The 26,494-nt window shown below is 62.0% G+C and carries 28 protein-coding genes; 10 read left to right on the forward strand and 18 right to left on the reverse strand.

Annotated elements, in window-relative coordinates; all coding sequences use genetic code 11:
• Window positions 1-185: 185 nt before the first annotated feature.
• Window positions 186-2,039, reverse strand: coding sequence for a M3 family oligoendopeptidase (locus tag FFM81_RS03240; protein WP_138385343.1), 1,854 nt, complete (start codon window positions 2,037-2,039; stop codon window positions 186-188).
• Between the two features lie 206 nt (window positions 2,040-2,245).
• On the opposite strand from FFM81_RS03240, the gene FFM81_RS03245 reads away from it, so the two are divergent.
• Window positions 2,246-3,790, forward strand: coding sequence for a sigma-54-dependent transcriptional regulator (locus FFM81_RS03245; RefSeq protein WP_003566488.1), 1,545 nt, complete (start codon window positions 2,246-2,248; stop codon window positions 3,788-3,790).
• 177 nt (window positions 3,791-3,967) lie between these two features.
• Window positions 3,968-5,809 (forward strand): peptidoglycan L,D-endopeptidase MepK, encoded by a 1,842-nt coding sequence (locus FFM81_RS03250; protein ID WP_037091550.1) that lies wholly within the window; start codon window positions 3,968-3,970, stop codon window positions 5,807-5,809.
• Window positions 5,810-5,971: 162 nt separating this feature from the next.
• Here FFM81_RS03250 and FFM81_RS03255 read toward each other — a convergent pair whose 3' ends face one another.
• The 3 genes from FFM81_RS03255 to FFM81_RS03265 all read right to left on the reverse strand — a co-directional run bounded on the left by FFM81_RS03255 (window position 5,972) and on the right by FFM81_RS03265 (window position 7,452).
• Window positions 5,972-6,235, reverse strand: coding sequence for a DUF2312 domain-containing protein (locus FFM81_RS03255; RefSeq protein ID WP_003585771.1), 264 nt, complete (start codon window positions 6,233-6,235; stop codon window positions 5,972-5,974).
• A gap of 90 nt (window positions 6,236-6,325) precedes the next feature.
• Window positions 6,326-6,631: a DUF1244 domain-containing protein gene (locus tag FFM81_RS03260; protein ID WP_003566483.1), complete on the reverse strand. Its 306-nt coding sequence runs from the start codon at window positions 6,629-6,631 to the stop codon at window positions 6,326-6,328.
• A 32-nt stretch (window positions 6,632-6,663) separates the two neighbouring features.
• Entirely contained in the window at window positions 6,664-7,452 is a 789-nt protein-coding gene (locus FFM81_RS03265) for an N-formylglutamate amidohydrolase (RefSeq protein WP_003566481.1), read from the reverse strand.
• Between the two features lie 199 nt (window positions 7,453-7,651).
• Between FFM81_RS03265 and FFM81_RS03270 the strand changes: the two genes are divergently transcribed.
• The 3 genes from FFM81_RS03270 (at window position 7,652) to FFM81_RS03280 (ending at window position 10,345) form a co-directional block, all read left to right on the forward strand.
• Complete coding sequence (locus FFM81_RS03270) at window positions 7,652-8,137, forward strand: DUF1036 domain-containing protein (RefSeq protein WP_025417027.1); 486 nt, start codon at window positions 7,652-7,654, stop codon at window positions 8,135-8,137.
• On the forward strand, window positions 8,137-9,576 hold the full coding sequence (gene pyk, locus FFM81_RS03275) for a pyruvate kinase (protein ID WP_003566478.1): 1,440 nt from the start codon (window positions 8,137-8,139) through the stop codon (window positions 9,574-9,576). The genes FFM81_RS03270 and pyk overlap by 1 nt, the downstream gene beginning before the upstream one ends.
• A 133-nt stretch (window positions 9,577-9,709) precedes the next feature.
• Window positions 9,710-10,345 (forward strand): LysE family translocator, encoded by a 636-nt coding sequence (locus FFM81_RS03280; protein WP_003566476.1) that lies wholly within the window; start codon window positions 9,710-9,712, stop codon window positions 10,343-10,345.
• A 2-nt stretch (window positions 10,346-10,347) separates the two neighbouring features.
• Here FFM81_RS03280 and FFM81_RS03285 read toward each other — a convergent pair whose 3' ends face one another.
• The 3 genes from FFM81_RS03285 to FFM81_RS03295 are packed head-to-tail and all read right to left on the reverse strand — an operon-like array spanning window position 10,348 to window position 11,722.
• Window positions 10,348-10,905, reverse strand: coding sequence for a DUF4865 family protein (locus FFM81_RS03285; RefSeq protein ID WP_025417026.1), 558 nt, complete (start codon window positions 10,903-10,905; stop codon window positions 10,348-10,350).
• Window positions 10,902-11,306, reverse strand: coding sequence for a cupin domain-containing protein (locus tag FFM81_RS03290; protein WP_025417025.1), 405 nt, complete (start codon window positions 11,304-11,306; stop codon window positions 10,902-10,904). The genes FFM81_RS03285 and FFM81_RS03290 overlap by 4 nt, the downstream gene beginning before the upstream one ends.
• Window positions 11,303-11,722 (reverse strand): tautomerase family protein, encoded by a 420-nt coding sequence (locus tag FFM81_RS03295; protein WP_025417024.1) that lies wholly within the window; start codon window positions 11,720-11,722, stop codon window positions 11,303-11,305. The genes FFM81_RS03290 and FFM81_RS03295 overlap by 4 nt, the downstream gene beginning before the upstream one ends.
• Window positions 11,723-11,839: 117 nt before the next feature.
• Here FFM81_RS03295 and FFM81_RS03300 point away from each other — a divergent pair, with 117 nt between their 5' ends.
• Window positions 11,840-12,727: a LysR substrate-binding domain-containing protein gene (locus tag FFM81_RS03300; RefSeq protein ID WP_128398509.1), complete on the forward strand. Its 888-nt coding sequence runs from the start codon at window positions 11,840-11,842 to the stop codon at window positions 12,725-12,727.
• 239 nt (window positions 12,728-12,966) lie between these two features.
• Window positions 12,967-13,773, forward strand: coding sequence for a phytanoyl-CoA dioxygenase family protein (locus tag FFM81_RS03305; RefSeq protein WP_138385344.1), 807 nt, complete (start codon window positions 12,967-12,969; stop codon window positions 13,771-13,773).
• 101 nt (window positions 13,774-13,874) lie between these two features.
• On the opposite strand, the gene FFM81_RS03310 is transcribed toward FFM81_RS03305, so the two are convergent.
• The 8 genes from FFM81_RS03310 to FFM81_RS03345 all read right to left on the reverse strand — a co-directional run bounded on the left by FFM81_RS03310 (window position 13,875) and on the right by FFM81_RS03345 (window position 20,784).
• Window positions 13,875-14,849: a threonine ammonia-lyase gene (locus tag FFM81_RS03310; protein WP_097533151.1), complete on the reverse strand. Its 975-nt coding sequence runs from the start codon at window positions 14,847-14,849 to the stop codon at window positions 13,875-13,877.
• Window positions 14,850-14,972: 123 nt separating this feature from the next.
• Window positions 14,973-16,709: a gamma-glutamyltransferase gene (ggt, locus tag FFM81_RS03315; protein ID WP_097533152.1), complete on the reverse strand. Its 1,737-nt coding sequence runs from the start codon at window positions 16,707-16,709 to the stop codon at window positions 14,973-14,975.
• 103 nt (window positions 16,710-16,812) lie between these two features.
• Window positions 16,813-17,868: an alpha/beta fold hydrolase gene (locus FFM81_RS03320; RefSeq protein ID WP_097533153.1), complete on the reverse strand. Its 1,056-nt coding sequence runs from the start codon at window positions 17,866-17,868 to the stop codon at window positions 16,813-16,815.
• 111 nt (window positions 17,869-17,979) lie between these two features.
• Window positions 17,980-18,594, reverse strand: coding sequence for a tetratricopeptide repeat protein (locus FFM81_RS03325; RefSeq protein WP_003566456.1), 615 nt, complete (start codon window positions 18,592-18,594; stop codon window positions 17,980-17,982).
• A 111-nt stretch (window positions 18,595-18,705) separates the two neighbouring features.
• Window positions 18,706-18,831 (reverse strand): type B 50S ribosomal protein L36, encoded by a 126-nt coding sequence (ykgO, locus tag FFM81_RS03330; RefSeq protein WP_003566454.1) that lies wholly within the window; start codon window positions 18,829-18,831, stop codon window positions 18,706-18,708.
• A gap of 165 nt (window positions 18,832-18,996) precedes the next feature.
• On the reverse strand, window positions 18,997-20,073 hold the full coding sequence (locus tag FFM81_RS03335; RefSeq protein WP_097533154.1) for a 5-(carboxyamino)imidazole ribonucleotide synthase: 1,077 nt from the start codon (window positions 20,071-20,073) through the stop codon (window positions 18,997-18,999).
• Window positions 20,070-20,564 carry a 5-(carboxyamino)imidazole ribonucleotide mutase gene (purE, locus tag FFM81_RS03340; RefSeq protein ID WP_025417017.1) on the reverse strand — a complete coding sequence of 165 codons (495 nt, stop codon included), beginning with the start codon at window positions 20,562-20,564 and terminating at the stop codon, window positions 20,070-20,072. Before purE ends, FFM81_RS03335 begins: the two co-directional genes overlap by 4 nt.
• A 16-nt stretch (window positions 20,565-20,580) precedes the next feature.
• Entirely contained in the window at window positions 20,581-20,784 is a 204-nt protein-coding gene (locus FFM81_RS03345; protein ID WP_003566445.1) for a YdcH family protein, read from the reverse strand.
• A gap of 228 nt (window positions 20,785-21,012) precedes the next feature.
• Between FFM81_RS03345 and FFM81_RS03350 the strand changes: the two genes are divergently transcribed.
• Complete coding sequence (locus FFM81_RS03350) at window positions 21,013-21,186, forward strand: YdcH family protein (protein ID WP_003566443.1); 174 nt, start codon at window positions 21,013-21,015, stop codon at window positions 21,184-21,186.
• Between the two features lie 199 nt (window positions 21,187-21,385).
• Here the strand turns inward: FFM81_RS03350 and FFM81_RS03355 are convergent, their stop codons facing one another.
• A complete protein-coding gene (locus FFM81_RS03355; RefSeq protein WP_003566439.1) occupies window positions 21,386-21,646 on the reverse strand; it encodes an ArsR/SmtB family transcription factor in 261 nt (86 codons plus the stop codon).
• A gap of 69 nt (window positions 21,647-21,715) precedes the next feature.
• Complete coding sequence (locus tag FFM81_RS03360) at window positions 21,716-22,480, reverse strand: sulfite exporter TauE/SafE family protein (RefSeq protein WP_003566437.1); 765 nt, start codon at window positions 22,478-22,480, stop codon at window positions 21,716-21,718.
• Between the two features lie 107 nt (window positions 22,481-22,587).
• On the opposite strand from FFM81_RS03360, the gene FFM81_RS03365 reads away from it, so the two are divergent.
• Window positions 22,588-23,241: a thiamine phosphate synthase gene (locus FFM81_RS03365; RefSeq protein WP_003566435.1), complete on the forward strand. Its 654-nt coding sequence runs from the start codon at window positions 22,588-22,590 to the stop codon at window positions 23,239-23,241.
• A gap of 10 nt (window positions 23,242-23,251) precedes the next feature.
• Window positions 23,252-24,334 (forward strand): tetratricopeptide repeat protein, encoded by a 1,083-nt coding sequence (locus FFM81_RS03370; RefSeq protein WP_003566433.1) that lies wholly within the window; start codon window positions 23,252-23,254, stop codon window positions 24,332-24,334.
• Window positions 24,335-24,399: 65 nt separating this feature from the next.
• On the opposite strand, the gene FFM81_RS03375 is transcribed toward FFM81_RS03370, so the two are convergent.
• Window positions 24,400-26,136, reverse strand: coding sequence for a chemotaxis protein (locus FFM81_RS03375; RefSeq protein WP_173883812.1), 1,737 nt, complete (start codon window positions 26,134-26,136; stop codon window positions 24,400-24,402).
• Between the last annotated feature and the right edge of the window lie 358 nt (window positions 26,137-26,494).

Consider the following 26,494-nt stretch of genomic DNA (forward strand, 5'->3'; position numbering starts at 1 on the left):
CAGAGTCTCCCGTGCCCAAGGACTTGGGCGCGCTGGATTCCTGTGACATCCCTCGGGCAAGGCCCTGAGGCCACAGGAATGAGGGAGAGGGAGCTGCCGTCATGATTCCTCTTGGACGTTGCAGAATGCTGCTGGCGGATCAACAGCCCACCATGAGATTCGCTCTTTCTGGCCTCAATCGAGACTTACGTCCTATCTAGCGCTTCCAACTCATCAATCAGCCCTTCGATCATCGACAGGCCCTGGCTCCAGAACGACGGATCGGTGGCGTCGAGGCCGAATGGCTTCAAAAGCTCCGAGTGATGCTTGGTGCCGCCGGCCTTCAGCAGTTCGAAATACTTTTCCTGGAAGCCCGTTTCGGCCTTCTGGTAGACGGCATAGAGCGAATTCACCAGGCAATCGCCGAAAGCATAGGCGTAGACATAAAAGGGCGAGTGGATGAAGTGGGGGATATAGGCCCAATAGGTCTCGTAGCCTTCAGAAATGTTGATCGCCGGCCCGAGGCTTTCCGACTGGACCGAGAGCCAGAGCTCGCCGATGTCGTCGGCGGTGAGTTCGCCTGCTTTGCGGGCGGTGTGGAGCTTACGCTCGAATTCGTAGAAGGCGATCTGGCGGACGACCGTGTTGATCATGTCCTCGACCTTCTGGGCGAGCATCGCCTTGCGCTCGCGTTTGTCGCTGGTCTTTTCCAGCAGGGCGCGGAAGGTCAGCATCTCGCCGAAGACGGAAGCGGTTTCGGCAAGCGTCAGCGGCGTCTGGCACATCAGCGCCCCTTGCGCGCCGGCGAGAACCTGGTGCACGCCGTGCCCGAGTTCATGGGCAAGCGTCATCACGTCGCGCGGCTTGCCCATATAATTGATGAGCACATAGGGGTGGGCAGACGGAACCGTCGGATGGGCGAAGGCGCCGGGCGCCTTGCCGGGGCGGACCGGGGCATCGATCCATTGTTCGTCGAAGAAGCGCCTTGCGATATCCGCCATCTCGGGGGCGAAATTGCCGTAGGCCGAAAGCACCGTATCCTTGGCCTCAGGCCAGGAGATGACCGCACTGGAGGTTTCCGGCAGGGGCGCGTTGCGGTCCCAGAAATTCATCTGCTCCATGCCGAGCCATTTCGCTTTCATCTTGTAATAGCGATGCGAAAGGCGGGGATAGGCTTCACGGACGGCTGCGGCGAGCGCATCGACGACCTCGCGCTCGACACGGTTAGCCAGATGCCTGGAGTCGGCGATGTCCTCGAAGCCGCGCCAGCGGTCGGAAATATCCTTGTCCTTGGCGAGCGTATTGGTGATCAGGGTGAAGATGCGGATATTCGCCTTGAAGGTTTCGGCAAGCGCCATGGCGGCCTTGCGGCGCACCTCGGGATCTTTCTCCTGCAGCATGTTCAGCGCCACTTCGAGCGGCACTTTTTGGCCGTCGATTTCATAGCGCAGTTCCGCCATGGTTTCGTCGAAGAGGCGATTGAAGGCGGCGGCCGATGTCATCGACTTTTCGAGGAAGAGCTGTTCCAGCCGATCGTCGAGCTGGTAGGGTTTGTCTTTCCGGAGGTCGACCAGCCAGGGGCGATAGTGGCCGGCGGCGGGGTCATGGATCATGCTGGCATCGATCACCGCGTCGTCGATGCGGTTGAGTTCGAGCGCGAAGAACAGCAGGTGCCCGGAAAATTCGGTGATCTTGGTCTGCACGTCGCCGTAGAGCTTACCGTTTGCCGGGTCGGTGGTGTCGGAGAAATAGGTGAGGCCGGCGAAGGAGCCGAGGCGGCCCATGATATCGTCCAGCGCCTCATATTCCTTCAGCGCCGCGCCGATGCCTTCGGCCCCGGACTTGGTTGCCGCCTCGGCGAGTTTGCCCTTCCACTTTTCTTCAAAGGCGATTGCGGCTTTGCCGGCCTTTTCCATGTCGGCAACGAAGGCGGTCGAGGTGGCGGAGGGATAAAGATCCTGCAGCTTCCAGACCGGCAGAGCGCCGAGCGCGGGATCGGCGGCCCCACCCGGCGCTGCTGCCGACAAGAGAAGGCGGGCGTGCGGGAGCTTGATTTTCATGGGCGCAATTCCTCTCCACTTTCATAACAGTCTGTTTGAATAAGCGTGAGAAGGCCGCGTATCAAGGGCCTTTCGGCGCATGAAAGGCCTCGCTTCGGCACGAAAATGACCCGTTCCGATCGTTAAAATGCAATTATTTCTCAAAACTGGATGTTCAAGCCTTTCTGCCAGAGTGGCTTCATGGTTTCGCATGAAGTGGAGCGACAATGACCGGTTACAATGAGCTCAAGGGAGCAGGGCAAATCCTCGTGGTCGAGGACGACCCGGTGCAGCGCCGCCTGCTCAAAAACGCAATCGAGCGTCACGGCCATGTCGTGCACCAGGCGGAAAACGGCCGCATCGGCTTGGAAATGGTCAAGCGTGACAGCGGCCTTTTCAACGTCATCGTGCTCGACCTGATGATGCCGGAGATGACCGGCCTCGAATTCCTCGACGCGCTTCACGAATTCGGTACGCAGATCCCGGTGATCGTGCAGACGGGGCAGGGCGGCATCGAGACCGTGGTGCAGGCAATGCGCGCCGGCGCCTTCGATTTCGTCGTCAAGCCGGTCTCGCCTGAACGCATCGCCACGTCGATCTCGAATGCGATGAAGCTTGATCAGCGCGAGGTGAAGGCGCGGGCCGGACGCCGGTCGCGCTCAGGCGCGGTCGGTTTCGACGACATCGTCTCGGCAAGCCCAGCGATGCTTCGCGTCATCGATCTTGCCCAACGAGCAGCGCAGTCCAACATTCCGGTCGTGCTCGAAGGCGAATCCGGCGTCGGCAAGGAGCTGGTGGCGCGCGCCATCCAGTCCGGGGGCGACCGCTCGAACAAGCCGTTCGTCACGGTCAATTGCGGGGCGATCCCGCACAATCTCGTCGAGAGCATTCTCTTCGGTCACGAGAAGGGCGCATTCACCGGCGCGACCGAGCGCCATATCGGCAAATTCATGGAAGCCGACGGCGGCACCATCTTCCTCGACGAGATCGGCGACCTGCCGCTCGAGGTGCAGGTGAAGCTGTTGCGCGCCGTGCAGCAGGGCGAGATCGAAACCGTCGGTGCGCGCACCGCACACAAGGTCAATGTCCGGCTGATCTCGGCAACCAACAAGGATCTGATCGAGGAGGTCAAGAACGGCCATTTCCGCGAGGATCTCTACTATCGCCTCAACGTCTTCCCGATCACCATCCCGGCGCTACGCAAGCGCAAGGAAGATATTCCGCATCTGGTGCGCGTCTTTGCCGACCGCTTCTCCAGCGAGCAGAAGAACGGTCGCCGCATGACGGTCAACTCAGGCGCGCTGGCGCTGCTGACCGCCTATGACTGGCCGGGCAATATCCGCCAGCTCGAAAATGCGATCTTCCGCGCGGTCGTTCTGGCCGAAGGGCCGGAGCTGACGGAAGGGGACTTCCCGCAGATCGCCGCCCAGCTTCCGGAATACGAAGTCGTGGATCACCTGGCCCTCGTTGCCGACAATACCGGCCTCGATCCCGACGACAGTTATGGTGAGGAGTTCAGGGCATCGATCTCGGGAGAGGTGCACCACCGTCTGTCGGAAGCCTCCGAAAACGCAATCGCCAGCGTCAATCCCTCAGGCGACGTGCGCAGGCTTGCGGATGTCGAGGAGGAACTCATCCGATTCGCGCTCAAATTTTATCGCGGGCAGATGAGTCAAGTAGCGCGCAAACTTGGCATCGGCCGGTCCACACTTTATCGCAAGCTCAAAGATTACGGCATAGACCCCGATAATCCCCAGAAAGATGCGGCTTAAGGCTTTTTGTTAAGACTAAGGCAACCACGATTTGTTACTGATCATAAACCACTTGTTAGTGGCTCGTTCACTATGTAAAGAAAAGGTTGATCATGTGTGGCATTTTTGCCATCGTGTGACCGCATTTGACAGTCATCTGAGACAGTACGGGACATTGTCTGTCTGACGGGGATCGAGTTGCCGAATCTGAATGGGAATTCCAAGCCTTCGCGCTTGAGCTGGCGCTTGTTGTGCGCCGACATCTGCGGAAAGGCAATAAGGACGGTAGCAGCCGCCCTTCTTGCGCTCGCGGTTTCCTCACCGGTATTCGTCAGTACGCCTTCTGAGGCAGCGGGTGACACCCGCAGCCTCAAGCTCTATTTCATCCATACCGGCGAAAAAGCAGTCATCACCTACAAGCGCAACGGCAAGTTCGACCCGAAGGGTCTGGAGCAGCTGAACCGCTTCCTGCGCGACTGGCGCAAGAACCAGCCGACGAAGATGGACCCGCGCCTTTTCGACCTGATCTGGGAAGTTTATCGCCAGAGCGGTTCCAGGGATTATATCAACGTCGTCTGCGGTTTCCGTTCGCCGGGTACAAACGAGATGCTGCGTGGTCGCTCGCGCAATTCGGGCGTCGCCGAAAAGAGCCAGCACATGCTCGGCAAGGCGATGGACTTCTTCATTCCGGACGTTAAGCTTGCGACATTGCGCGGGATCGGCATGAAGATGCAGGTCGGCGGCGTCGGCTTCTATCCGAAATCGGGCTCGCCCTTTGTGCACATGGATGTTGGCGGCGTGCGCGCCTGGCCGCGCATGAGCCGCGACGAGCTTGTCCGGCTCTTCCCGAACGGCAACACCATCCATATTCCGGCCGACGGCAAGCCGCTGCCGGGTTATCAGCAAGCGATGGCTGACTACAAGCGCCGAGTCAGCGGTACGCAGATCGAAATCGCCAGCGCTTCCGAATCGGCGCCGAAGCATAAGACGCTGTTCGAAGCACTCTTTGGCGGCGGGGCTGACGAGCAGGAAGACGAGAACGACGATTCGACGCCTGTCGCCGTCGCCAAGGCGACGCCGCCGAAGGCCGAGCCCGCGCCTGCCGAGCCGCAGCAGACCGAAGTCGCCGATCTGAACGCACCGGTGCCGCAGGTTCGCCCGGCCTTCAGCAACCAGCCGGCCGGCAGCGACGTGGCGAGCGCGCTCGTCGCACCGTCTTCGGGTAATGCCGCCCAGCAGGCCCTTGCCGCAGCGCTTCCGGCCGATCAGGCCCAGCCGCAGCAATTCGCCGATCTCAGCGCCTACAGCATCCCGGTTCCCTTGCTTCTTGGCCAGCGCCGCGCGCCCGGCGACGCTGAGGTCGCATCGACCGATCCTGCCATGCTGACCGGAATGCCGGTTCCGACCCCGGTCGAACGCCCCGCCGTTGCCGAGAACCTTCTGGCTGCGGCCAATGCCGATCCGGAAGCAGAGGCCGACGAGGCGGATCAGGACGGCGGACTGTCTCCTGCCGTCGCCGATGCGCTCGACCAGCAGAACAAGGGTGAGGAAAACCAGGTTGCCGCGCATGCGCCTGAGATGACGGTCGAGCAGGCAATCAACGCCGCGATGACGCAGAAGGCGCCCGCCGCAAAGCCGCCGCTCGAGCTCGCAGCCTTGGCGCCGATGACAAAATCGGCAAGCTTCGGCGACGGCTTTGATGAACCGGCCGCCGAAAACGCCGTGTCGCAGGCTCTGCCCACCAAGGGCGGCCGCCCGACACACAAGGAAGCCGCCGCGGCGGACGCCAGCCGCGCGACTGTTCGCACCGAGCCGAAGCTGACGCAGAAGATGATTTCGCAGTGGGCGCTGACCAATGCCCGTCTGGAAATGGCCTCCAAGCAGGTGAAGGCGCCACGCTTCGTCAGCCGGACGATGCGCGCCCAGCCGACCGCCGTGTATGCCGAGGGCTTCAACGTCAAGACCGCTTCGGTCGACCCGGCCCGCTTCAGCGGCACGGCTGTGAACTTCATGGAAGTGCGCAAGTTCAACACGAACTGAGCCGGCCGATACCTGAACATCAAAACCGTCGGAGCGATCCGGCGGTTTTTCTTTTTGGCTGCTCCGACCGGCGGGGCGGTCGTTATGGCTTGTGTAGTCTACCCAAAAGATAAGCCGCCGGGTGGTCCGGCGGCTTATCGGCATATCAGCAATGAGGGGCGATCAGCCTTCCGGCGGCGACTCGATCATGCCGAGTGCGTGCAGGTAAGTGTCGAGGATGGCTTCCTCTTCCATGCGCTCCTGCTCGTCCTTCTTGCGCAGCGCCACGACCTTCTTCAGGATCTTGGTATCGAAGCCCATTCCCTTGGCTTCGCCATAGACGTCCTTGATGTCGTCGGCGATGGTCTTCTTTTCTTCTTCCAGCCGTTCAATGCGCTCGATGAAAGCGCGGAGCTGGTCGCGGGCGACGCCATGAGCATCAGACATCGTGTTCTCCTGGTTGGGGATGATCAATTTTGAAGGCACGTGACTGCCGCGAAGCGGCGTCACGGTCAAGGCTGTTGTCGGCCGCCCGAGCTATTTGTGTGGGTTGTGCAGTTCAAAAGCAGCCTTTTGCACAGGCGAGGCCTCGTTTTGGTGGAGTTTCTTCCAGTCTTCATAAGGCATGCCATAGACCATCTCGCGCGATTCGTCCCTGGTAACCGGGACTCCTTCGGCCTCGGCGGCTTCGCGGTACCAGTTCGACAGGCAGTTGCGGCAAAAGCCGGCCAGATTCATCAGGTCGATGTTCTGCACTTCACTGCGTTCACGAAGATGCGCGACAAGGCGGCGGAAGGCGGCTGCCTCGAATTCGGTCTGCTGTTCTTTGCTGAGCGCGGTCATCTCGCTTCCTTTCATTCAACAGGGTCCATCCCTCAATAGGGACCGGTGCGCGAGAGATGGACGTCGTATCCGTGCAAGGCGGGATCGGCGTTCATCGCTGCAAATATCGGCGCCAGGCGTTCGGCCCATGCCGATATGCCGCTCTCGTCTTCGATCAGGTCCTGCCGTACTTCGAGCAGCGCATGCGGAATGCCTGTCATCATGCAGTGGCGGTACATGGTATCGCCCTTCAGCGCGCCGTCATAGGGCTCATTGTCACCGACGACGAGATCGGGATCTGCGCGCAGCATGTCAAGCAGCGGGCCGACGGCGCGACGGTCGCTGTCCCAAAGCACGGCGGCGTGCCAGGGGCGGGGGACACCTTTCCAGGCGGGTGTGAAGGAGTGCAGCGACAGCACCAGCGGCGCTTTGCCGGTGGCGTTCGCCACCCTGTCGATCGTCGTGGCCACCGCATCGTGATAGGGGCGGTGGAAGGTTTCGATGCGGTTTTCCCACTCCTGCGGCGTGATCGGATGATTGCCTGATATGACGGCGCCGTCTGATATTTTCATGATCAGCGTCGGATCGTCTTCCCCGCGGTTAGGGTCGATCAGCAGGCGTGAGAAGCCGCCGAGCACCGCCGGCACGCTGAGTCTCGCCGAAAGCTTCCGCGTCAGCCCCTCGATGCCGATGTCATAGGCAATGTGACGGGCGAAGGCGGCGTCCGGCAGGCCGAGCCGGTCATATCGCGCGGGAAGGCGGTTCATCGCGTGGTCTGCGAGGATCACCATGCCTTTGTCATGTTTGCCGGATAGGATTTCGAAGGATTGGAAGTCGTCCATCAGGAATTGCCGTTTGTCATTGCGCAGTCGGGTGCAGTGATCGCATGCGGCTGCGGCGGGTTCAAGCGCCGCAGGCGGATAGCGGTTGAGCCGGACCTCGAAGGCGGTTTGTGAAAGGAAATATAATCGATTAGCATTGCGTTGACTTTCGCTTGACGGCGGCGCAAGAAGACACGGATACGAATAACCGTGGAGCTATTTGGGAGCCGTGTTGATCCAAGCCGCGCCAAGTTTCCTCACGCGGTCCGGACCGCTGGTCCGTCTCGCTCTGTTTGCTCTTGCAGCTTTTATGCCGTTTTTCATCGCAGATGCCGCGCGCGCCGATTTTCGCGTCTGCAACGGAACGCAAAATCTCGTCGGCGTGGCGATCGGTTATCGGGCCAAGGATGGCTGGATGACGGAAGGCTGGTGGCAGGTGCCGGCAACGACCTGCGCCACGTTGATCGAGGGAGAATTGCAGTCGCGTTATTACTACCTCTACGCAGAGGACGCTGCCCGGGGAGGACGATGGACGGGTGACGTGCAGATGTGCGTGGCGGAAAATGAATTCAAGATCTCGGGTGTGCAGGATTGTTATGCCCGCGGTTACCAGAAGATGGGCTTCAAGGAATATGACACGGGCCGCCAGGGCAGCTGGATGGTCCAACTCTCCGACACCCCAGGGACGCAAGAAAGCCAGAATTGATGAAGCGTAATCGCAAAATTAAAATCCTCGCCACCCTCGGGCCAGCCTCCGCCGAGGAATCGATGATCGAGAAGCTGCACCAGGCCGGTGCCGATGTCTTCCGCATCAATATGAGCCATGCGAGCCACGACCTGATGCGTACGCTCATCCAGCGCATTCGCTCGGTCGAGACGCGCTCCGGCCGGCCGATCGGCATTCTCGCCGACCTGCAGGGACCGAAACTCCGAGTCGGCAAATTCGTCGACAGCAAGGTCGACCTGAAACCCGGCCAGACCTTCACGCTCGACAACAACGAAGCGCTCGGCGACCAGAACCGTGTCTATTTGCCGCACCCCGAGATTCTGGAATCGGTGCAGCCCGGCCACCGCCTGCTGATCGACGACGGCAAGCTGGCGCTGCGCGCCGAAAAATGCGACGGCAAGAGCATCGTCACCACGGTTATTTCGGGCACGCGCATCTCCGACCGCAAGGGCGTCAGCCTTCCCGACACGCTGCTCGGCGTCGGCGCGCTGACTGATAAGGACCGCGCCGATCTCGACGCGGTGCTTGCAACCGACGATGTCGACTGGGTGGCGCTGTCCTTCGTCCAGCGTCCCGACGACCTTGCCGAAGTGCGCAAGATCGCCCGTGGTCGTGTCGGCCTGATGTCGAAGATCGAAAAGCCGCAGGCTCTCGAGCGTATCGAGGAAATCATCGAGCTTTCCGACGCCTTGATGGTTGCCCGCGGCGATCTCGGCGTCGAAATGCCGCTCGAAGCGGTTCCCGGTATCCAGAAGCAGTTGATCCGCGCCTGCCGCCGTTCGGGCAAACCGGTGGTCGTCGCCACGCAGATGCTGGAATCGATGATCTCAGCACCCGTGCCGACACGCGCTGAAGTTTCAGACGTCGCAACCGCCGTCTTCGAAGGTGCTGATGCCGTCATGCTCTCGGCCGAATCGGCCTCGGGCGACTATCCGGTCGAAGCCGTCTCGACCATGGCATCGATTGCCAGCGCCATTGAGCGCGAGCCGCATTATCCCGGCATCATCTATGCCCAGCGCGCCCAGCCGGAAGCGACCGGTGCCGACGCGATATCGCTGGCCGCCCGACAGATCGCCGAAACGCTGAAGCTGTCGGCGATCGTCTGCTACACCTCGTCGGGCACGACAGGCCTTCGCGCCTCGCGCGAGCGTCCGCAGGTGCCGATCCTGGCGCTGTCGCCGATCATCAAGACGGCACGCCGTCTGGCGATCGTCTGGGGCCTGCATTGCGTCGTTACCCATGACGCGACCGATCTCGACGACATGGTCAACCGCGCCTGCCGCATCGTCGCAGACGAAGGTTTTGGCAAGCCGGGCGACCGCATCATCATCTCGGCCGGCGTGCCGCTCGGTACGCCCGGCGCCACCAATATGATCCGCATCGCCTATATCGGCTCCGACGGCCAGAGCGGTATCTGATCCGATTGCATCCCTTCGAAAGCCCGCCACCTCAATAGAGGCAGCGGGTTTATTCGCCGATCGCCGGGCATTGCCAAAGGCTGCGGTGCATGCAAGTTTCCTCTCCTACAGCGCTTAGTTCGGAGGGATCGTCATGGACATCGTTACGCTACTGGCTTTTGCAGCCGTTTCCTTTGTCGGTATCGCAACGCCGGGGCCGACGGTGCTGCTGGCGCTGACCAACGGTTCGCGGCATGGACTGCGCCGAGCAATTGCCGGCATGATCGGTGCGGTACTCTCCGATTTCGTGCTGATCGGCGCCGTGGCGGTGGGGCTCGGCGCGCTGCTGGCGGCTTCGGAATTCTGGTTCTCGATGCTGAAATGGGCAGGTGCTGCCTATCTCGCCTTTCTCGGCATCATGCTGCTGCGTTCGAAAGGTGGGATCGATGCGGCGCTGAAAACAGGTGCGCCGGCCGGCGTGACGTCGACCTTCTCGATCGGTCTGAAGAGCTTCATGGTCGCGGCGACCAATCCGAAGGGCTACCTGTTCTTCTCGGCCTTCCTGCCGCAGTTCATCGATCCGACGCTGCCGCAGGCGCCGCAATATGTGCTGCTCGCGCTCACCTTTGCCACGCTCGATTTCCTCATCATGTTCGGCTACGCCTTCTTCGGCTCGCAGGCGGTGCGTTTCCTGAAAACCTCGGGCGCCTTATGGCTGGAGCGCGCCTGCGGCGGTGCGCTGCTGGCGCTTGCCGGCTCGCTCGCCTTCTACCGCCGGACAACCGTTTGAGTTCAGGCTCGAGGCAGGGATAGGTGGCCGACGCGATAGGCCTGCATATGCTCACCCCTCACGGGGATCTCTCGCCATAGCCTGAAGCGAACCCGCGTCCATGTCGTCGGCTCGAAACCGGAAACGGAGGCGAGTGCATCGCCCGTCGCAATCTCCGCGTCCGTCTGCGCGCCGTCGGCGCGACGGATATCGTCAAGCGGCGCGTAAGGCTTCATTTGCAGGATATCGCGTGTGGCAAATCGAGCCGCGGCGATATCGTCCGAGACTTCTGCCTGCCAGACGATCCAGGTTCTCACCTGCGGCCAGCCGAAGGCGCCGGTCAAGGCCTCAAATCCGGGACTGCAGAGGAAGTCGCTTATCCCTTCCGGCTTTTGCCAGAGGTAGAAGGGTGCATAGAGATTGTCGCGGCTGCCGAACTCTCCCTTCCCCACGCTGAGATAGGCTTTGAAACCAAGATTGGGAAAGCCGTCGAGCAGCGGACCCTTGTCGCGGATGCGCCGGTCGATAATCGACATGTCGTAATCACCGGGCAGGGTGAAGCTGTATTGCATGGCGATCATGATCGTCGCTCCACCTGATGCAACCATTCGACGACGCTGCCGTTTTCCGACGCCTGGATGCTGAGATAGCTGAAAGGGCTGTCATCGGATGCGCCATGCCAGTGGCGCTCGCCGGGCGCGAACCAGACCGCGTCGCCGGCACGCAATGACTCGATCGGACCGCCTTCGTTCTGCGTCAACCCATGGCCCGATAGCACATAGAGCAACTGGCCTCTGGGGTGCGTGTGCCAGCGGGTGATGGTGCCGGGATCAAGCGTGGCGCGCATGGCAGTATTTTCGCCGTCGGCGCTGCCTTCGAGCAGCATCTCCACCCAGAAAGGTGCTGTTGCGGCACCCTCGGGCGAGTGGACCGCCTTTCCGGGACGCCTGACGGTCATCGTCTTCGGGTTCGAAGCGGTCATTGCTGGCCTCCGGCCGCCCGCAGCCGCCAATCAGGATTCGTCATCTGGGCGATGCCGTCGCCGAAGGACCAGTCTTCCGGGGCGCTTGTGCTGATGACGACCATGACATCCTCGGGCCGGAGGCCCGGCGACTGCACCAGGAGATCGGCCAGGCGGCGATAGAGCGTGGCCTTCATCTCGGCCGTGCGGGGCCGACCGATGGTGATCGAGATATAGACGAAATCGCCGGAGCGCGGCCCGGCGAGATAGCTGCTGTCGAAGATCAGCTCGTTCTCATCGTGCTGATGGATGGCTTGAAAGCGGTCGTTTTCCGGCACGTCGAAGGTTTCGACTAGGGCGCGCTGGATGGTGTCGGCGAGTGCCGCAAGATACTCCGGCGACTTGCCTTTGCGAAGGGAAATACGAACAAAGGGCATCGGGATCTCCATGGTTCAGGCCGTTTGCCGGCCTTGACAGCAGAACTATCGCACGGCACGATCATACTAAAAATGAGAATTTTATGGATCAATGATCCTGAAAAATAGGATTGTGTGATGCGACGGACGATCTTCGATCTCGATGTGCTTCGCACCTTTTCAACCGGCATGGAGCTCGGCAATTTCGCCAAGGCGGCCGAAAAGCTCGGGCGCTCGACCTCGGCGGTGAGCGCGCAGTTGAAGAAGCTGGAGCAGCAGGCGGGTACAGCAATCTTCCGCAAGGCCGGGCGCGGGCTGGCGCTCACCGATGCCGGCGAGACGATGCTTGCCTATGCCAGGCGGCTGCTGGAACTCAACGACGAGGCGGCTGCGGCCGTGCACAGCATCGAGCTGGAAGGCTGGGTGCGGCTGGGGCTGCAGGAGGATTTTGGCGAGACCCTGCTGCCGGAGGTGCTCGGCCGCTTTGCGCGGGCGCATCCGAAGGTTCGCATCGAAGCGCGGGTGGTGCGCAATGCCGAACTGATCGATCGTGTCACCTCGGGCAAGCTCGATCTGGCGCTCGCCTGGAGCGATGGTCAGCTGACGGCGCATTGCGAGCGGATTGGCGAGGTGCAGATGTGCTGGATCGGACCTGCCGAGGGATCGCCTGGCTGGCATGCGGCAAGTGGCGAGCCGATGCCGCTCGCCTCGCTGGAGGCGCCGTGCCTGCTGCGCAATGCGGCGACCCGGGCGCTTGACGAAGCCGGCATTTCCTGGCGGCTCGCCTTCGTCAGCCCCAGCCTCGGCGGTCTCTGGGCAGCGACGGCGGCAGGCCTCGGCCTGACCATCCGCACGCCGGTCGGCCTGCCGGCGAAGGTCAGGCCGCTGGTGCCCGAGGCGGTCGGCTTGCCTGATTTGCCAAAGCTCGGTCTGGTCCTGCATCGGGCCGAAGCCGAACCGCAGCCGGCTGCGGCGCGGCTTGCCGAACTGGTGCTGCAATCTGTGCATGGAGCCCTGCGCGGATAAGTTGATATCTCCGCATTGACCACGCGGGGTGCATGGCTTTAGTCTCGAACCATTATGAAGATGCTCACTCTCAATATCGCTTCGGTCTTCTTCTTGAGCCGGTAATGGCATTGCCTGGGGCAGGCATTGGAAGATGCGGCTGCATCCCAGCCTTCGCGGCTGGCGCGTTGCCGTGGACGGCAACCACCTGCATCTGGCCAATAAAAGAGCCAGCAGGATTGGCGATAGAGAGATATTTCATGACATCAAATGTTTACCCGCCGGCGCTGAGCGCCGGGCAAATCGAGCAATTCATCGAGGACGGCTTTACTCGGATCGACGAGGCTTTTCCCTGCGAATTGGCCGAGGAGGCTCGTGCCATCATGTGGCGCGATATTCTCTTCGATGCGGATGATCCAAGGACATGGACGCAGCCAGTCATACGGCTTGCCGGTTATGGCGGGGGCCCGTTCGAGAAAGCCGTCAACACACCGGTATTGCATTCGGCGTTCGACCAGCTTGTCGGCAGAGGGCGCTGGGAACCACGCACCGGGCTTGGCAGTTTCCCGGTCCGCTTTCCTCATCTCGATGACCCAGGCGACGCCGGCTGGCATGTCGATCTGAGTTTTCCCGGCGAGGATTCCGATCCGAACGAGCAACGGGATTTTTCTGCCTGGCGGGTGAACATCACTTCACGCGGGCGGGCGCTGCTGATGCTCTTCCTGTTCTCGGATGTTGGGGAGGACGATGCGCCGACCCGCATCCGTGTCGGTTCGCACAAGGATATCGCCCGCCTTCTGGCGCCGGCAGGCGAGCCTGGAATGGCGCATCTGTGGCTGGAGCACGTTGGCGAAGACCGGCCGCTTGCTTCGGCGACGGGGGCGGCAGGCACGGTCTATCTGTGCCATCCCTTCCTTATCCATGCCGCGCAGATGCATCGCGGCAAAGAGCCGCGCTTCATGGCGCAGCCCGGGCTTGCGCCTTCCGAACCTCTCCGGCTCAAACGGGAAGACGGCGCCTATTCGCCGGTCGAGATCGCGATCCGCCGGGCGCTTCAGGAGCGATAGCAGGAACAGGATGCATCCGGCCGTCACAGGCCGGGTGCATTCACCACCGCGTTTGCGGCGGGATGATGCTGCGGCGATAGCGCCGAGGAGTCCTCTTTCGCTCAGCCGTAGCGTTCGAGCGCCATGGCGAAGATATCGGCATCGACGTTGCCGCCCGAAGTGACGGCAACGACCGTTTCGCTTTCCAGCATCTCGCCGTGGAAGAGGGCGGCGGCCAGCGCCACCGCGCCGCCGGGCTCGACGACGATCTTCAGCCTGACGAAAGCGAGCGCCATGGCGCGCAGCGCCTCCTCATCGGTAACGACGATGCCGGGGCCAGCGAGGCGCTTCAGGATCGGGAAGGTGATGTTTCCGGGCTGCGGGGTGACGATCGCATCGCAGATCGAGCCCGATACCGAGACGTTGCGCTCGATCCTGCCGGAGGCGAGCGAGCGGGTGGTGTCGTCGAAATCCTTGGGCTCGCAGGGGCGGACGCGAAAGCCGGGAGCGCTGGCTTCAAGGGCGAGCGCAATGCCGGAGGTCAATCCGCCACCGCCACAGGGAACGAGGACTTCGGCTGAGGTCACGCCTTCTTCTTCCGCCTGCTCGGAGATTTCGAGGCCGGTCGTGCCCTGACCGGCGATGACAAGCGGTTCATCGAAAGGTTTGATCAGCGTCAGGCCGCGCTCGGCCGAAAGTCGCGCACCGATCGCGTCGCGGTCTTCGTTGACACGGTCGTAGAGCACCACTTCGGCACCGAAGGCGCGGGTGTTGGCGATCTTCAGCTTCGGCGCATCGCTCGGCATGATGATGACGGAGGGGATATTGTGCAGCTTGGCGGCCAGCGCGACGCCCTGGGCGTGGTTGCCGGAGGAGAAGGCGATAACGCCTTTTGAGCGCACCGCCGGATCAAGGCCGGAAACGGCCGACCAGCCGCCGCGAAACTTGAACGAGCCGGAATGCTGCAGGCATTCGGCCTTCACCAACAGCCGCCGACCGGCGATCTCGTTGAGGAAGGGGGAGGAGAGAAGCGGTGTGCGCCTCGCGTAACCGCGCAGACGGGCACGGGCGGCGACAATCATTTCAATGCTGGCCATTCGGGAATCGTCCTGCTTGCGGGGTTCGCTCATGCATAGGGGGCGGCAAGCCAATTGTGAACGGCGACTTTGTCACCGTGACATGAATAGAGATTGCGATTGCCGCCTGGACTCAGCCAACCGTCAATAACCGTTGGCCGAGCCCTCCGCCGACCGGCTGTCCATGGCGCCGTTGTATCGGGCGCCGCCGCCCTTTTCGATGGCGGCGAGGCTTTTGCCGCCGACGAGGATGCCGGCGGCCTGGCCCCAGACCGGTGCGTCATTGCCGCCATCGAAGCTGTAGCCCATGGCCGCGAGGGTCTTTTCCGTATCGGGCGAAATGGCATAGGGTTCGAGATATATTTTGTCGGGCTGCCATTGATGGTGGATACGCGGCGCGTTCACCGCCTGGCTAATATCCATGCCGAAATCGACGACGTTGAGGATCGCCTCCAGCGTGATGGTAATGATGCGCGAGCCGCCGGGGCTGCCGATCACCATGAAGGGCTTGCCGTCGCGGGTGACGATCGTGGGGCTCATCGAGGAGAGCGGTGTCTTCTTCGGAGCGATGGCATTCGCCTCGCCCTGGACGAGGCCGTAGAGGTTCGGCACGCCGGTTTTGGAGGTGAAATCGTCCATCTCGTTGTTGAGCAGGACACCGGTGCCCGGCGCCACGACGGCGGCGCCGAAAGAGCCGTTCAGCGTGTAGGTGACGGCAACCGCATTGCCCTCGTCGTCGATGATCGAATAATGCGTCGTCTCGGTGCTTTCCTTGCCGCCGAGCGGTTTCAGGTTGGCCGACGCGCCGGCCTTGTAGGGATCGATCTTGGCTGCGATCTCTTTGGCGTAGCTCTTGTCGATGAGCTTTGCGACCGGGTTCTCGACGAAATCGGGATCGCCGAGCGCAGCATTGCGGTCGACATAAGCGTAGCGCATCGCCTCCACCATGATGTGCACGGTGTCGGCCGAGTTGTAGCCGAGATAGGAGAGCGGGTAGCCCTCCAGGACGTTGAGGATCTCGCAGATGATGACACCGCCGGAGGAAGGCGGCGGTGAGGAAATGATGTCGTAACCACGGTAGTTGCACTCGACCGGCTTCAACTCGCGCACGGCATATTGCTCAAAATCCTCCTTGGCGAGGATGCCGCCCTTGGCTTGGCTCGCCTTGACGATCGCCTCGGCCGGCGCGGCCTTGTAGAAGGCGTCGGGACCTTTTTCGGAGATGCTTGCTAGGACCGCAGCGAGGTCGGGCTGCTGGAGCTTTTCGCCCGATGCATAGGGTTTGCCATCGGATTTCAGGAAGATCTTCGCCGCCGCCTCGTCCTTGGCGAGGCGTTTGGCGTTGCCGGAGAGGGTTGCGGCGTCGCCCTGTTCCAGTGTGAAACCTTCCCTAGCGAAGCGGAGCGCCGGTCCGATCAGATCCTGGCGCGACTTCGTGCCGTATTTCTCGCGGGCGGTTTCAAAGCCCATGACGGAGCCGGGAACGCCGACGGCGAGATAACCGTCGAGGCTGGCGCGCGGCACGATATCACCCTTGGCATCGAGATACATGGTCTTCGTGGCGGCTAGCGGTGCACGTTCGCGAAAATCGAGAAAGGTCTTGGTACCGTCCTTCAGGCGGATGGTCATGAAACCGCCGCCGCCGAGATTGCCGGCCGAGGGATAGACGACCGCCAGCGCATACCCAACAGCGACGGCGGCATCGACGGCATTGCCGCCGCCCTTCAGCACCTCGACGCCGACATCGGTCGCCAGGTGCTGGGCGGTGACGACCATGCCGTGCTCGGCCTCGACAGGGGCGGGCGAGGCAGCGAAGGCCGAAGTCAGGCTCAGCGACAGTGCCGATATGACGGAGATCGTTCCGATATGCAGGCGGCCCATGTTTTCCCCTCCTATGGACAGTGATGGAAAACATATGGGGCTGCGGTAGCGCGAGGCAATGCAACGGTTTGGTTTAATGTACCGAGTTCGCAAGCGGGGGGCGTCAGGCGCCGTGCAGGGCGTCCGGCCTCAACGACGGCGCCGTCGCGACGGTCCGGTCACGCAATCCTGCGGCGAGCCGCTCCTCGGCCCTGCGGGCGATTGCCTGAAGGTCGCGCGGCTTGCCTGATATCTTCTCGATGGCGGCGATGGCGACATCGGTTGCGAGATAATCCGGCTTGTGGCCGACGCCGCGAACGGTGACGAGCTCGGAACCTGTTATATCGCGGGCCAGGCCGCGCGAATGCAGGTGCTCCCAGACGATCTCGTCGCTGTCGCCTGTTATGATGACGGTCGGCGCGGTGATCTGCGCATAGAGCGGCGACTGCTCCTTCACATAGGCGAGCAGCCTCTTAAAATCGGCGGCGTTGTGATGGAAAGCGTTCGGCCGCAGCACCAGCGACGGGCCGGTCTTTTCGATGTAATCGACCGGGCGCGGATTGGGGTAGAAAACGTTCCGCGTCCCACGTTCCAGCCGGCTCAGCCCAAGCGGCACGACGATCGCGTGGTTGAAGAGCCAGCCGAGGACCGGCACGGTGGCGACATGATAGTACCAGTCGATGCCGCCCGGCCAGGGGTGGGTGGCGGGTGCGAGAAAGAGCAGGCCGGCGGTCTTATCAGGATGGCGCAGGCCGAAAGCGGCAGTGATCGCGCCGCCGAAGGAATGGCCGACGATGACAGCCTTTTCAATGCCGCGCTTTTCCATCAGCTTGGCGATCGCATCGGCCTGACCGGAGGGAACAGCGTTGTCAGCACCACCGCGTTCGGAATAACCGTGGCCGGGACGATCGACGAACAGCATTTCCGCCCGGCCTTCGAGCGCGGCGCGGAAGGCGACCACTTGGTCGAGCAGATTGCCGCTGGCGCCGTGAATGAAGACGAGGGCCGGCAGGTCGGCCTGTTCCGGACGCTCGACGTGGACGGCGTTCATGCGGTAACCGCCGACATCCGTCAGTTCGCCGATATTCGGATAGGTCTGTTCGAATTGCCGCGCCTTGTAGGAGGTGTATCCGATGGCGGCGGCGAGCGGGGCGACAAGAGCGGAAACTTCGGCAAGCATGAGCTTTATGGGCGTGTTGTGGCGATTCTTACGAGGGGCGGGTGAAGAACCGCGCCGTTTTCCTCTAAATTTGCGCGGTGCGGCGGAGCGTCAAGCTCGGGCGCGCCGAGATCAAGTGCGGTTGCCGGCGAGTCTTTCCGCAAGCGTGTTGGCCTGTTCCTGCGCGGTGCGCTCGGCGGGATAGACGTCGAGAAAACGCTCCCAAGCCTTCAAGGTCAGCTGGTCGTTGCCGGAGTTGCTGAGGATCGCCGCCATCCCGGAGAGCGCGCCGAAATGGCGCGGCTCGAGATCGAGCACACGTTCGATGTCGGACATCGACTTGCGATAATTGCCCATGACGAAGTTCAGCGTCGCGCGGCGGTTCCAGCTTTCGGCATAATCCGGCTTCAGCGCAATCGCCTCGTCGAGAAAATCGAGGGCGGCGGGATTGCGCTTTTCCTCGATCGCCTTGTCGGCCCACTGCATCAGCAGGTTGACGGTGGCGCTGCCGGAATCGTTCCATTCCATGCGGATCTCATTGGCGATGCCGCTGGCCTTGTCGGGGTCGCGCTCCCGTTTCAGCTGGGCAAAGAGCTGGTCGAGGTGCTGTTTCGGTGAAGAGTTGACGTCCGCCTGCTCGACGATACGGTCCTTTTCCGCCGCAGTGGCCGGAAAGGTCGAAGTGAACAAGATGAGGGCGAGCGGCAGCGCCGCTGACGTCAAAGCAAAAAAGCGCATGGCGGACATATTAGCCCGCCAACGCCGAAGATCAAACAAATTTGACGTGATCACCGCAGCGACCCCCCGGATATATCTGCCGGCGCAAATGGCGCGGCAAGGCGATCCGGACGCGCGAAATCAGCCCTGACGGGCCTTGAAGCGCGGGTTCAGCTTGTTGATGATGTAGATGCGGCCCTTGCGGCGAACCAGACGGTTGTCACGGTGACGAGCCTTGAGCGACTTGAGCGAATTCTTGATCTTCATTTTTCTGATCCGCGATCTCTATGGGGGAATTCACATTCGCCCGTATCTTTAACAATCAAAAGCGCGCCATCGGGGCGCGCTCTTTAGGTGGGGGAGCAGATACCCCGTCACCTCCACCATGTCAACCGCATGACGGTGTTTTTCCCAAGGCGCAGCGGTGTTTTCTCAGTTGGAAATCGACGATTTCGGCGTCAAGGTGGTGACATGGCCCATCTTCCGGCCGGGGCGCCATTCGGTCTTGCCGTAGAGATGAACGAGCGTATCCGGGCGCCGCAGCCAGTCGGGAACGGCCAGGATATCGTCGCCGATCAGGTTCTGCAGGACGCAGTCGGAATGGCGATCTGCATTGCCGAGCGACAGGCCGGCGACGGCACGGATATGCTGCTCGAACTGGCTGACGACGCAGGCGGCCTCCGTCCAGTGGCCGGAGTTGTGGACACGCGGCGCCATCTCGTTGGCAATCAGGCTGCCATCGGCAAGCACGAAAAACTCGATGCCGATAACGCCGACATAGTTCAATGCGGCGAGGATCGTTTCGGCCGATCGGCGTGCGGCTTCGGCTGTCTGCGCGGAGATTGCGGCGGGAACCGTCGAGGTGTGGAGGATGCCGTTGCGATGGACATTCGCGGCGGGGTCGAAGCAGACGACCGTACCGTCGGTGGCGCGGGCGGCGATGATCGAGACCTCGCGCTCGAAGGCGACAAAACTTTCGAGGATGAGCGGCACGGCGCCGAGCGCGGCATAGGCGCCATCAGCGCTGTCGGCCACTGAGCGGAAAACCTTCTGGCCCTTGCCGTCATAACCGAGGCGGCGCGTCTTCAGCACGCCCTGGCCGCCGAAATCCTCAAGCGCCAGTTCGAGATCGGCCTGGCTGTCGACCGCGTGGAAGCGGGCGGTTGATATGCCGCAGCCATTGAGAAAGCGCTTTTCGACGAGGCGGTCCTGGGCGGCCTCTAGCGCCTTCGGCGGCGGATAGACCGGCACGCTTGCCGCGAGCGTCTCGGCGGCTGTGACGGGCACGTTCTCGAATTCGTAGGTGACGACATCGCAGATATCCGCCAGCTCGACCAGGGCCATCGGGTCGTCATAGGCGGCGGTAATCTGCCGGTTGGCGAGTTGGGCCGCCGGGCAGTCCGCCTGCGGCTCGAGAATGACCGTGCGAAAGTTCAACCTGGCGGCAGCAATGGCCAGCATGCGGCCGAGCTGGCCGCCGCCGATGATGCCGATGGTCTTTGCCGTCATAGGTCGTCCATCGGGTATTCGGCGACGGCAGCACTCTGGCGCTCGCGCCACTCGTCGAGCCGGTCGGCGATTTCTTCGTCGGAAAGGGCGAGGACGGCGGCGGCGAGAAGGGCGGCGTTGACCGCGCCGGCCTTACCGATGGCGAGCGTTCCGACTGGAATGCCGGCCGGCATCTGCACGATGGAAAGAAGGCTGTCCTGGCCGGACATGGTTTTGGACTGGACCGGCACGCCAAAAACCGGCAGCGGTGTCATCGATGCGGTCATACCCGGCAGGTGGGCGGCGCCGCCGGCGCCGGCGATGATGACCTTGAAGCCCTCCGCCCGCGCACCCTTGGCAAAATTGACCAGCCGGTCGACTGTGCGATGCGCCGAAATGATGCGCGCATCATACGGGATCTCCAGCGCCTCCAGCGTGTCGGCGGCGTTCTTCATGGTCTCCCAGTCGGACTGGCTGCCCATGATGATGGCGACGGATGGTCTGTCTGTCATCATTGTTGCTATCCCCTCAGGCGATGATGTCAGGGATGATCTGATCTTCCAGCTTCGAAAGCCTGTCCTTGATGACGAGCTTCTTCTTCTTCATGCGCTGAATCCGCAGAGCATCGCATCCGATCTGGATCATGGCGTTGATCGCGGCGTCGAAATCCTCGTGCTCTTGGCGCAGCCGCGCCACGGTGAGCCTGATTTCCGCCTGTTCCTGATCGGCCATATGCATTCCCCGTTATCGTCCTCGGACCTTGTCCGATCTGCCGATGATTTCCGCAAGCTCCTATCACCAAATACGGGTAACGGCTAGTTAGTCTTGATCATGAAATTGCCATCCTGTCTTCATCTTTTGGCCTTCGACAAGCCGTCAAAAATATGTCACAGTCCGCCGCGTTGACACCTTGATCCCCGACGATGTTGGCCGGGGAGGGTAAGAGGAAGGAAGGGTCAAATGACAGTTCAAGCTCATCTTGAATCACTCCAGAAAAAGCATGTTGCTCTCGAGGAGGAGTTGCACGCGCTCAGAACAGCTCCCTCTATCTCCGATACGGAAATTGCCGAATGCAAGCGCCGCAAGCTGCGCATCAAGGACGAGATTATGCGTCTCAAGTCGTCCGTCCACTGATCTTCCCAAGGGTCGCCGGTCGATCATCTTGCGAAAGAAAAGGTAAATCCATCCATTCCGCCTAAAATCAGCAAGACCCGGTGATTTTACACCAGAATTGCGCCAGCCCGATGCCAGCGGCATTGCGGCTGGCGCTTTTGCGTGTGCCGCGCTTCAAGTCGCATGCATATGATGGGCGGTGCTGAAATGTGAGCCCGCTTCAAGCCCAGAACTGATCCAGCCATAAATTGAGCTTGTCGAAACCGCGGTTGTTGACCGTGTAGATGCGTTTCGTGCCGTCCGAGGTCACCGAGACGAGATTGCTGTCGAGCAGCGCCTTCAGGTGTTGCGACACGGCGGGGCGGCTGATCGGCAGGCCCTCGGCCAGTTCGTTGACGGTCCGCGGCGCACGACGCAATTCCTCCAGCAGAAAACGCCGGTTCGGATCGGCAATCGCAGAGAAAGGGTCCGTGTTCGACATAACGGGAAAGCTACGTCAAACCGGGCGTTCCAGCAAGGAAATTGTGCATTGCAGCGTACTGCTGCGGCCTTACCAGCCAAGACCCTCGCGCACGATCAGCAAGGCCGCGATCAGGGCCATCGCATACATGAAGGGATAGAAGACCGCCGGCTTCATGCGGCGCACGCACCAGGCGCCGGCAAGGGTGGCGAGCGGGGCGAAGGGTAGAAGCGTCGCGGAGGTCGCGAGATTCTGGGTGTCGAGCTGGCCGAGCGCGAAGTAGGGGATGAGCTTGATGGCGTTGAGAATCGCGAAAAAGCGCACGCTGGTGCCGGTATAATCGCGTGGTTGCAGCTTGAGCGGCAGGGCATAGATCTGGAAGGGGGCGCCTCCTGCATGGGCGACAAAGCTGCCGTAGCCGGAAAATGTACTCCAAAGGCCGGCGACCTTCGGCCGCTGGCCGCGCGGCGGGACAACCTTGCCGGCGCCCGGGCCGTAATTGTTCCAAAAATAGCGCAGGCAGAAGAGGATGGTCACAGCCCCGATGACGATGCGCAGCATGTTGCCCGGAACGAGCGCGGCGGTCGCCCAGCCGAGCGCGATGCCGAAGACTGCGCCCGGCAGCATGATTTTCAGCGTCGCCCCGTCGCCATGTCGGCGCCAAATGACGAGCGAGATCATGTCCATGAAGACCAGGATCGGCAGCAGGATCGCCGCCGCCTCGACAGGCGAGACGACGAGGGCGAGGAAGGGCAGGCCGATCAGCGACAAAGCGTCGCCCATGCCGCCCTTCGCGAGGCCCACCAGCAGAACGGCGGGCACGGCGGCGTAGTAGAATGACAAATCCTGCGGCATGCTTTCGGCATCCTCCTCTTGCCAGCCTCGTCTAACGGAACTACTCACACAAAACGAGTGCGCATCCCTCCTTTCGAAGGGGAATTCGCAGGAAACGGAAAGACCTCATGACCGAACCGGAAAACCGCTGCCGCCTTGTGCTCATCGCACCCGAGATTGCCGATGCCGATGAACGGGCAAGCATCGTTGCCGACGCGCTGAAGGGCGGCGATGTCGCATCGGTGATCGTGCCGCAATACGGCCTCGACGACGGCACCTTCCAGAAACATGCCGAGAAGCTGGTGCCCCTAATCCAGGATGCCGGGGCCGCCGCGCTGATTGCGGGCGACAGCCGCGTGGCGGGACGGGCAAAGGCCGACGGCCTGCACCTTTCCGGCAATGCCGAGGCACTTTCGGAAGCAATCGAAAAACATGCGCCGAAGCTGATCGTCGGTGGCGGCAACGCAGCTGACCGGCACAAGGCTCTTGAGATCGGCGAAGCCAGGCCGGACTATATCTTCTTCGGCAAGCTCGACGGCGATATCAAGCCGGAGGCGCATCCGAAGAACCTTGCGCTCGGCGAATGGTGGGCCTCGATGATCGAGATTCCCTGCATCGTCATGGGCGGCACCGATCCGGCTTCGGCGCTTGCCGTCGCCGAGACCGGCGCGGAGTTCGTGGCGCTGCGGCTGGCGGTCTTCGGCGAGCCCAGCCGGGCGCCGTCTATCGTTGCTGAAGTCAACGCCTTGCTTGACGAAAAAGCGCCACGGTTTGAGGATTGAAATCGCGCTCATGCCGATCCTGACCGCCCGCCTGTTGAAATTGATCCTTGCCAGCATGGCCGCCTCCGCTGCGGCCGGGCCGGGTGTCGTCTTGGCTCAGGCCACCGACAGTGTCATCAGCCAGCCGGGCTCGGCGCCGGCTTCGACCTTCCGCACCGACCGGCCCTCCGGCCCTGATGTGCGGCCCTCCGATGGTGTCGGCGTGTTCGATCGCATGGGTGCGAAGCTGCCGGACCTGCCGCCGGAGAAGGACTACAAGGGACCTGTCGACGAGGCTTACGGCGCCTTCCAGCGCGGTTATTACCTGACGGCAATGGACAAGGCGCTGCCGCGTGCCCAGCTTGGCGATGCGGCGGCGCAGACACTGATCGGCGAAATCCTCTCGCAGGGGCTTGGTGTCAAGAAGGACGTGAAGAATGCTGCCTTCTGGTACGGCAAGGCGGCCGAAGGCGGCGATGCAGTGGCAATGTTTAAATATGCGCTGATCCTGATGGAAGGCCAGGGCGTGCCGCGCGATAAGGCCAAGGCCGACGACTACATGCGCAAGGCGGCCGAGGCCGGCAATCCTTCGGCGGAATTTAACTGGGCGCAGCTTCTCATCGCCGACAATCCCGGCGAAAAGGGACTGAGGCTCGCGCTGCCATTCTACGAGAAATCGGCCGAGCAAGGCATTGCCGATTCGCAATATGCCGTGGCGCAGATCTATGCGACGCTCAAGGACCTGCCTGAAGAAAAGAAGCAGCTTGCCCGCGAATGGATGGCACGTGCGGCGCGCGCCGGTTTCGACACGGCCCAGCTCGATCTCGGCATCTGGCTCGTCAACGGCGTCGGTGGGCCGAAGGATTACGTCAAGGGCTTCGAATGGCTGAAACTTGCGGCCAATGGCGGCAACGTCGTCGCACAGAACAAGCTCGCCCACCTTTATATCAATGCCATCGGCACGGCGCCCGACCCGGTCGAGGCGGCGAAGTGGTACGTCCTGTCGCGCCGCGCGGGGCTCGCCGATCCGTCGCTCGAGGATTTCTATCTCGGCATCGAAGACGATCAGCAGAAAGCGGCGATCGAGGCTGCCAACAAATTCCGCCGGCGATAGCGGGCGCAAATTTGCTGAAATTGCTCCAAAGCGCGTCGCATAAAACGTGATTCATACGACGCGCTTTAGAAAAGCGCGTCGGCGAAAAGATCCTCGTCGTTTTCGGCTTTGACGGTCTCGGCGGGCGCCGGGGTGCTTTCTTCTCTCGCCGGAATGATGTCGCGATGGATATTGCGCTCCTGGGCCATGGTGTAGTGCTTGAAGATCTGGCGGTCGAGCGGCGCGATCACGTCCGTGAGATCGGAGATATCGGCGATCTCACTGCCGGCAACGGCTTCGAGCAGGTCGGCGCAGCGGGCAAGGACGTCGCCGAGATCGCGCTGGAAGTCGAGCTTGCCGATCAGCAGGCTGATCTTGGTGGCGACCTCGCGGCCGTTTTCGGCGAGAATCTTGAGCTCGTTTTCCATCACATTGGCTGCGGAGCGGATGTTGCCGACGGCCGACGTCAGGCTCTCTCCAAGGCCGCCGGCCCCGGTATCAGCGGCCGGGGCGACGTTCCCGGCTGCGGCTTCGAGCGCCGGGAGGCCGCTGACGATGGCGTCGGCGGAATCGTCGAGCTTGCCCGCGAAGATGCGCAGCTCGGCGGTGACGACGTTGATCGACCTGCCTTCCTCGCCAAGGCGGCTGCAGCGCAGGTTGGTATTCAAAGCCATATAATGGATGTCGGTCTTGACGGCGCGGATGTTGGCGATCGACTCGGAGAGCTTAGCCGCCGTGCCTGATGTCGACTGGCTCACCTGGTCGGCCTGCCGGCTTGCCACGTCGACTTGCTTGACGATTTCGTGAGCGGCCGAGACGCTGGATTCCAGCGCGCGCATGAAGTTGCCGCCGGCTTCGCTGCTCTCACCGCTCATCTGGTCGCGCAGCTTGAGGATCTCCCGCATGTCGTGGTCGAAACTGGCGATCGTCTTGACGACATTCTCTGAATCCCGGTGGAAATTGGCGCACATGTCGCTCATCTGCGCCGCGGTCAGATGGTGCACGACATTCTGCAGGCGCTTGCGCGCGCTGGCATCGAACTTCCCGCCCTCTTCGCCGGCGAAAAAATCCTCAAGTTGCGCAAGGGTGGCCTGCACGTGCTCGATGCGCTGACGGGTGATGTCGCCGATCTGCAGGGCAGACAGCGTCGAGGCGACCTTGCTCTGGACGCCTCGGGCAATCGCGCCGACCTCGCGGGCGATGACGCCGAGATCTTTGCGGTGTTCGGCGATCTTGGCGGCATCGTCGCGCAGGGCTGCGGCGACGGCCGGAACTGTATCGGCGTAACCCTTGGAGACGCTGGCGCCGAAGGAGGCGGCAAGTTTGACCTCCTTGTCGAGGCTGTCGAGATGCGTGGCGAACCGGTTGACCTCATCGGTGCCGGAATAAATCCGCTCGAGGATCTCCTGTGCGAAGCCGGCGAATTCGGCAAGACCGGCGCCGGTGATCTTCACGGTGACGGCGAAGGTTCTGAGATAACGCATCGTCTCCTGCATGTCGGAGACGTGCTTGCGCAGCTCTCTGCCCGTCTGCGCCAGCGAGACGAGCGCCTGCTGGCGGTTTGCCTCGGTGATCGCCGTCAGGCTTTCCACCGTGGCGCGGAGATCGGCGCTGGTATCGCTCGACTCCGTATTGTCGAGCGCCATGCTGACGCTCTCGAGAGAATTCAACAGGCGGTTGAGAACATCCATCATCGAAAGCAGCACGGTGCTGCCTTCGCGAAAACGTTCCTCGACCTTGCTGCGGGCGGATTCCAGAGTCAGGCTGATGTCCCGTCCGGATGTGTAGGCTGCAGCGGTCGGTGTTACCGGAGCGTGTGCCAACATCTATACCTTTTCTTAAAGCCCATGCTTATCAGACTCTATTTCTACGAGCAGGGTGGAAACGCCCGGTAAACGCGCCAGACTCGTCAGCGTTGTGATTAACGAAACATGTGGATGGCGCGCCGTCCGAACCTCGTAGCTGGTGAATAGTGCTTAACCTACTGCTTTTAAAGGAGGCGATCGCCAAGGGCGGCGTCGACCGTCCTGCCGCTCGATCAGATCGCTCGCGAAGTGCTGATGACGCAGCAGAAGTTCTAAGATCGGCTTCACGGGAACCCACCGCTGCCGGCGGTTTCCGGCGCTGCAGGGCAGCCATGCGCGCGTCCCCTTGAAATTTACCCGATTTTGTGGTCTTGAG

Origin of the sequence: Rhizobium hidalgonense (assembly GCF_005862185.2) — a bacterium.
GTDB lineage: Bacteria > Pseudomonadota > Alphaproteobacteria > Rhizobiales > Rhizobiaceae > Rhizobium > Rhizobium hidalgonense.

Bases quoted from the DNA above. Each gene is read 5' to 3' on its own strand.
- FFM81_RS03360 (WP_003566437.1), bottom strand. From the start codon at position 22,480: ATGCCGCAGGATTTGTCATTCTACTACGCCGCCGTGCCCGCCGTTCTG.
- FFM81_RS03320 (WP_097533153.1), bottom strand. From the start codon at position 17,868: ATGCTTGCCGAAGTTTCCGCTCTTGTCGCCCCGCTCGCCGCCGCCATC.
- ykgO (WP_003566454.1), bottom strand. From the start codon at position 18,831: ATGAAGATCAAGAATTCGCTCAAGTCGCTCAAGGCTCGTCACCGTGAC.
- FFM81_RS03240 (WP_138385343.1), bottom strand. From the start codon at position 2,039: ATGAAAATCAAGCTCCCGCACGCCCGCCTTCTCTTGTCGGCAGCAGCG.
- FFM81_RS03295 (WP_025417024.1), bottom strand. From the start codon at position 11,722: ATGCCCTTTGTTCGTATTTCCCTTCGCAAAGGCAAGTCGCCGGAGTAT.
- FFM81_RS03365 (WP_003566435.1), top strand. From the start codon at position 22,588: ATGACCGAACCGGAAAACCGCTGCCGCCTTGTGCTCATCGCACCCGAG.
- FFM81_RS03290 (WP_025417025.1), bottom strand. From the start codon at position 11,306: ATGACCGCTTCGAACCCGAAGACGATGACCGTCAGGCGTCCCGGAAAG.
- FFM81_RS03260 (WP_003566483.1), bottom strand. From the start codon at position 6,631: ATGACCGCGCTCAGCAAAGAACAGCAGACCGAATTCGAGGCAGCCGCC.
- FFM81_RS03310 (WP_097533151.1), bottom strand. From the start codon at position 14,849: ATGGCCAGCATTGAAATGATTGTCGCCGCCCGTGCCCGTCTGCGCGGT.
- FFM81_RS03285 (WP_025417026.1), bottom strand. From the start codon at position 10,905: ATGATCGCCATGCAATACAGCTTCACCCTGCCCGGTGATTACGACATG.
- FFM81_RS03350 (WP_003566443.1), top strand. From the start codon at position 21,013: ATGACAGTTCAAGCTCATCTTGAATCACTCCAGAAAAAGCATGTTGCT.
- FFM81_RS03255 (WP_003585771.1), bottom strand. From the start codon at position 6,235: ATGTCTGATGCTCATGGCGTCGCCCGCGACCAGCTCCGCGCTTTCATC.
- FFM81_RS03245 (WP_003566488.1), top strand. From the start codon at position 2,246: ATGACCGGTTACAATGAGCTCAAGGGAGCAGGGCAAATCCTCGTGGTC.
- FFM81_RS03265 (WP_003566481.1), bottom strand. From the start codon at position 7,452: ATGGACGACTTCCAATCCTTCGAAATCCTATCCGGCAAACATGACAAA.
- FFM81_RS03370 (WP_003566433.1), top strand. From the start codon at position 23,252: ATGCCGATCCTGACCGCCCGCCTGTTGAAATTGATCCTTGCCAGCATG.
- ggt (WP_097533152.1), bottom strand. From the start codon at position 16,709: ATGGGCCGCCTGCATATCGGAACGATCTCCGTCATATCGGCACTGTCG.
- FFM81_RS03280 (WP_003566476.1), top strand. From the start codon at position 9,710: ATGGACATCGTTACGCTACTGGCTTTTGCAGCCGTTTCCTTTGTCGGT.
- FFM81_RS03300 (WP_128398509.1), top strand. From the start codon at position 11,840: ATGCGACGGACGATCTTCGATCTCGATGTGCTTCGCACCTTTTCAACC.
- FFM81_RS03345 (WP_003566445.1), bottom strand. From the start codon at position 20,784: ATGGCCGATCAGGAACAGGCGGAAATCAGGCTCACCGTGGCGCGGCTG.
- FFM81_RS03355 (WP_003566439.1), bottom strand. From the start codon at position 21,646: ATGTCGAACACGGACCCTTTCTCTGCGATTGCCGATCCGAACCGGCGT.
- purE (WP_025417017.1), bottom strand. From the start codon at position 20,564: ATGACAGACAGACCATCCGTCGCCATCATCATGGGCAGCCAGTCCGAC.
- pyk (WP_003566478.1), top strand. From the start codon at position 8,137: ATGAAGCGTAATCGCAAAATTAAAATCCTCGCCACCCTCGGGCCAGCC.
- FFM81_RS03335 (WP_097533154.1), bottom strand. From the start codon at position 20,073: ATGACGGCAAAGACCATCGGCATCATCGGCGGCGGCCAGCTCGGCCGC.
- FFM81_RS03305 (WP_138385344.1), top strand. From the start codon at position 12,967: ATGACATCAAATGTTTACCCGCCGGCGCTGAGCGCCGGGCAAATCGAG.
- FFM81_RS03325 (WP_003566456.1), bottom strand. From the start codon at position 18,594: ATGTCCGCCATGCGCTTTTTTGCTTTGACGTCAGCGGCGCTGCCGCTC.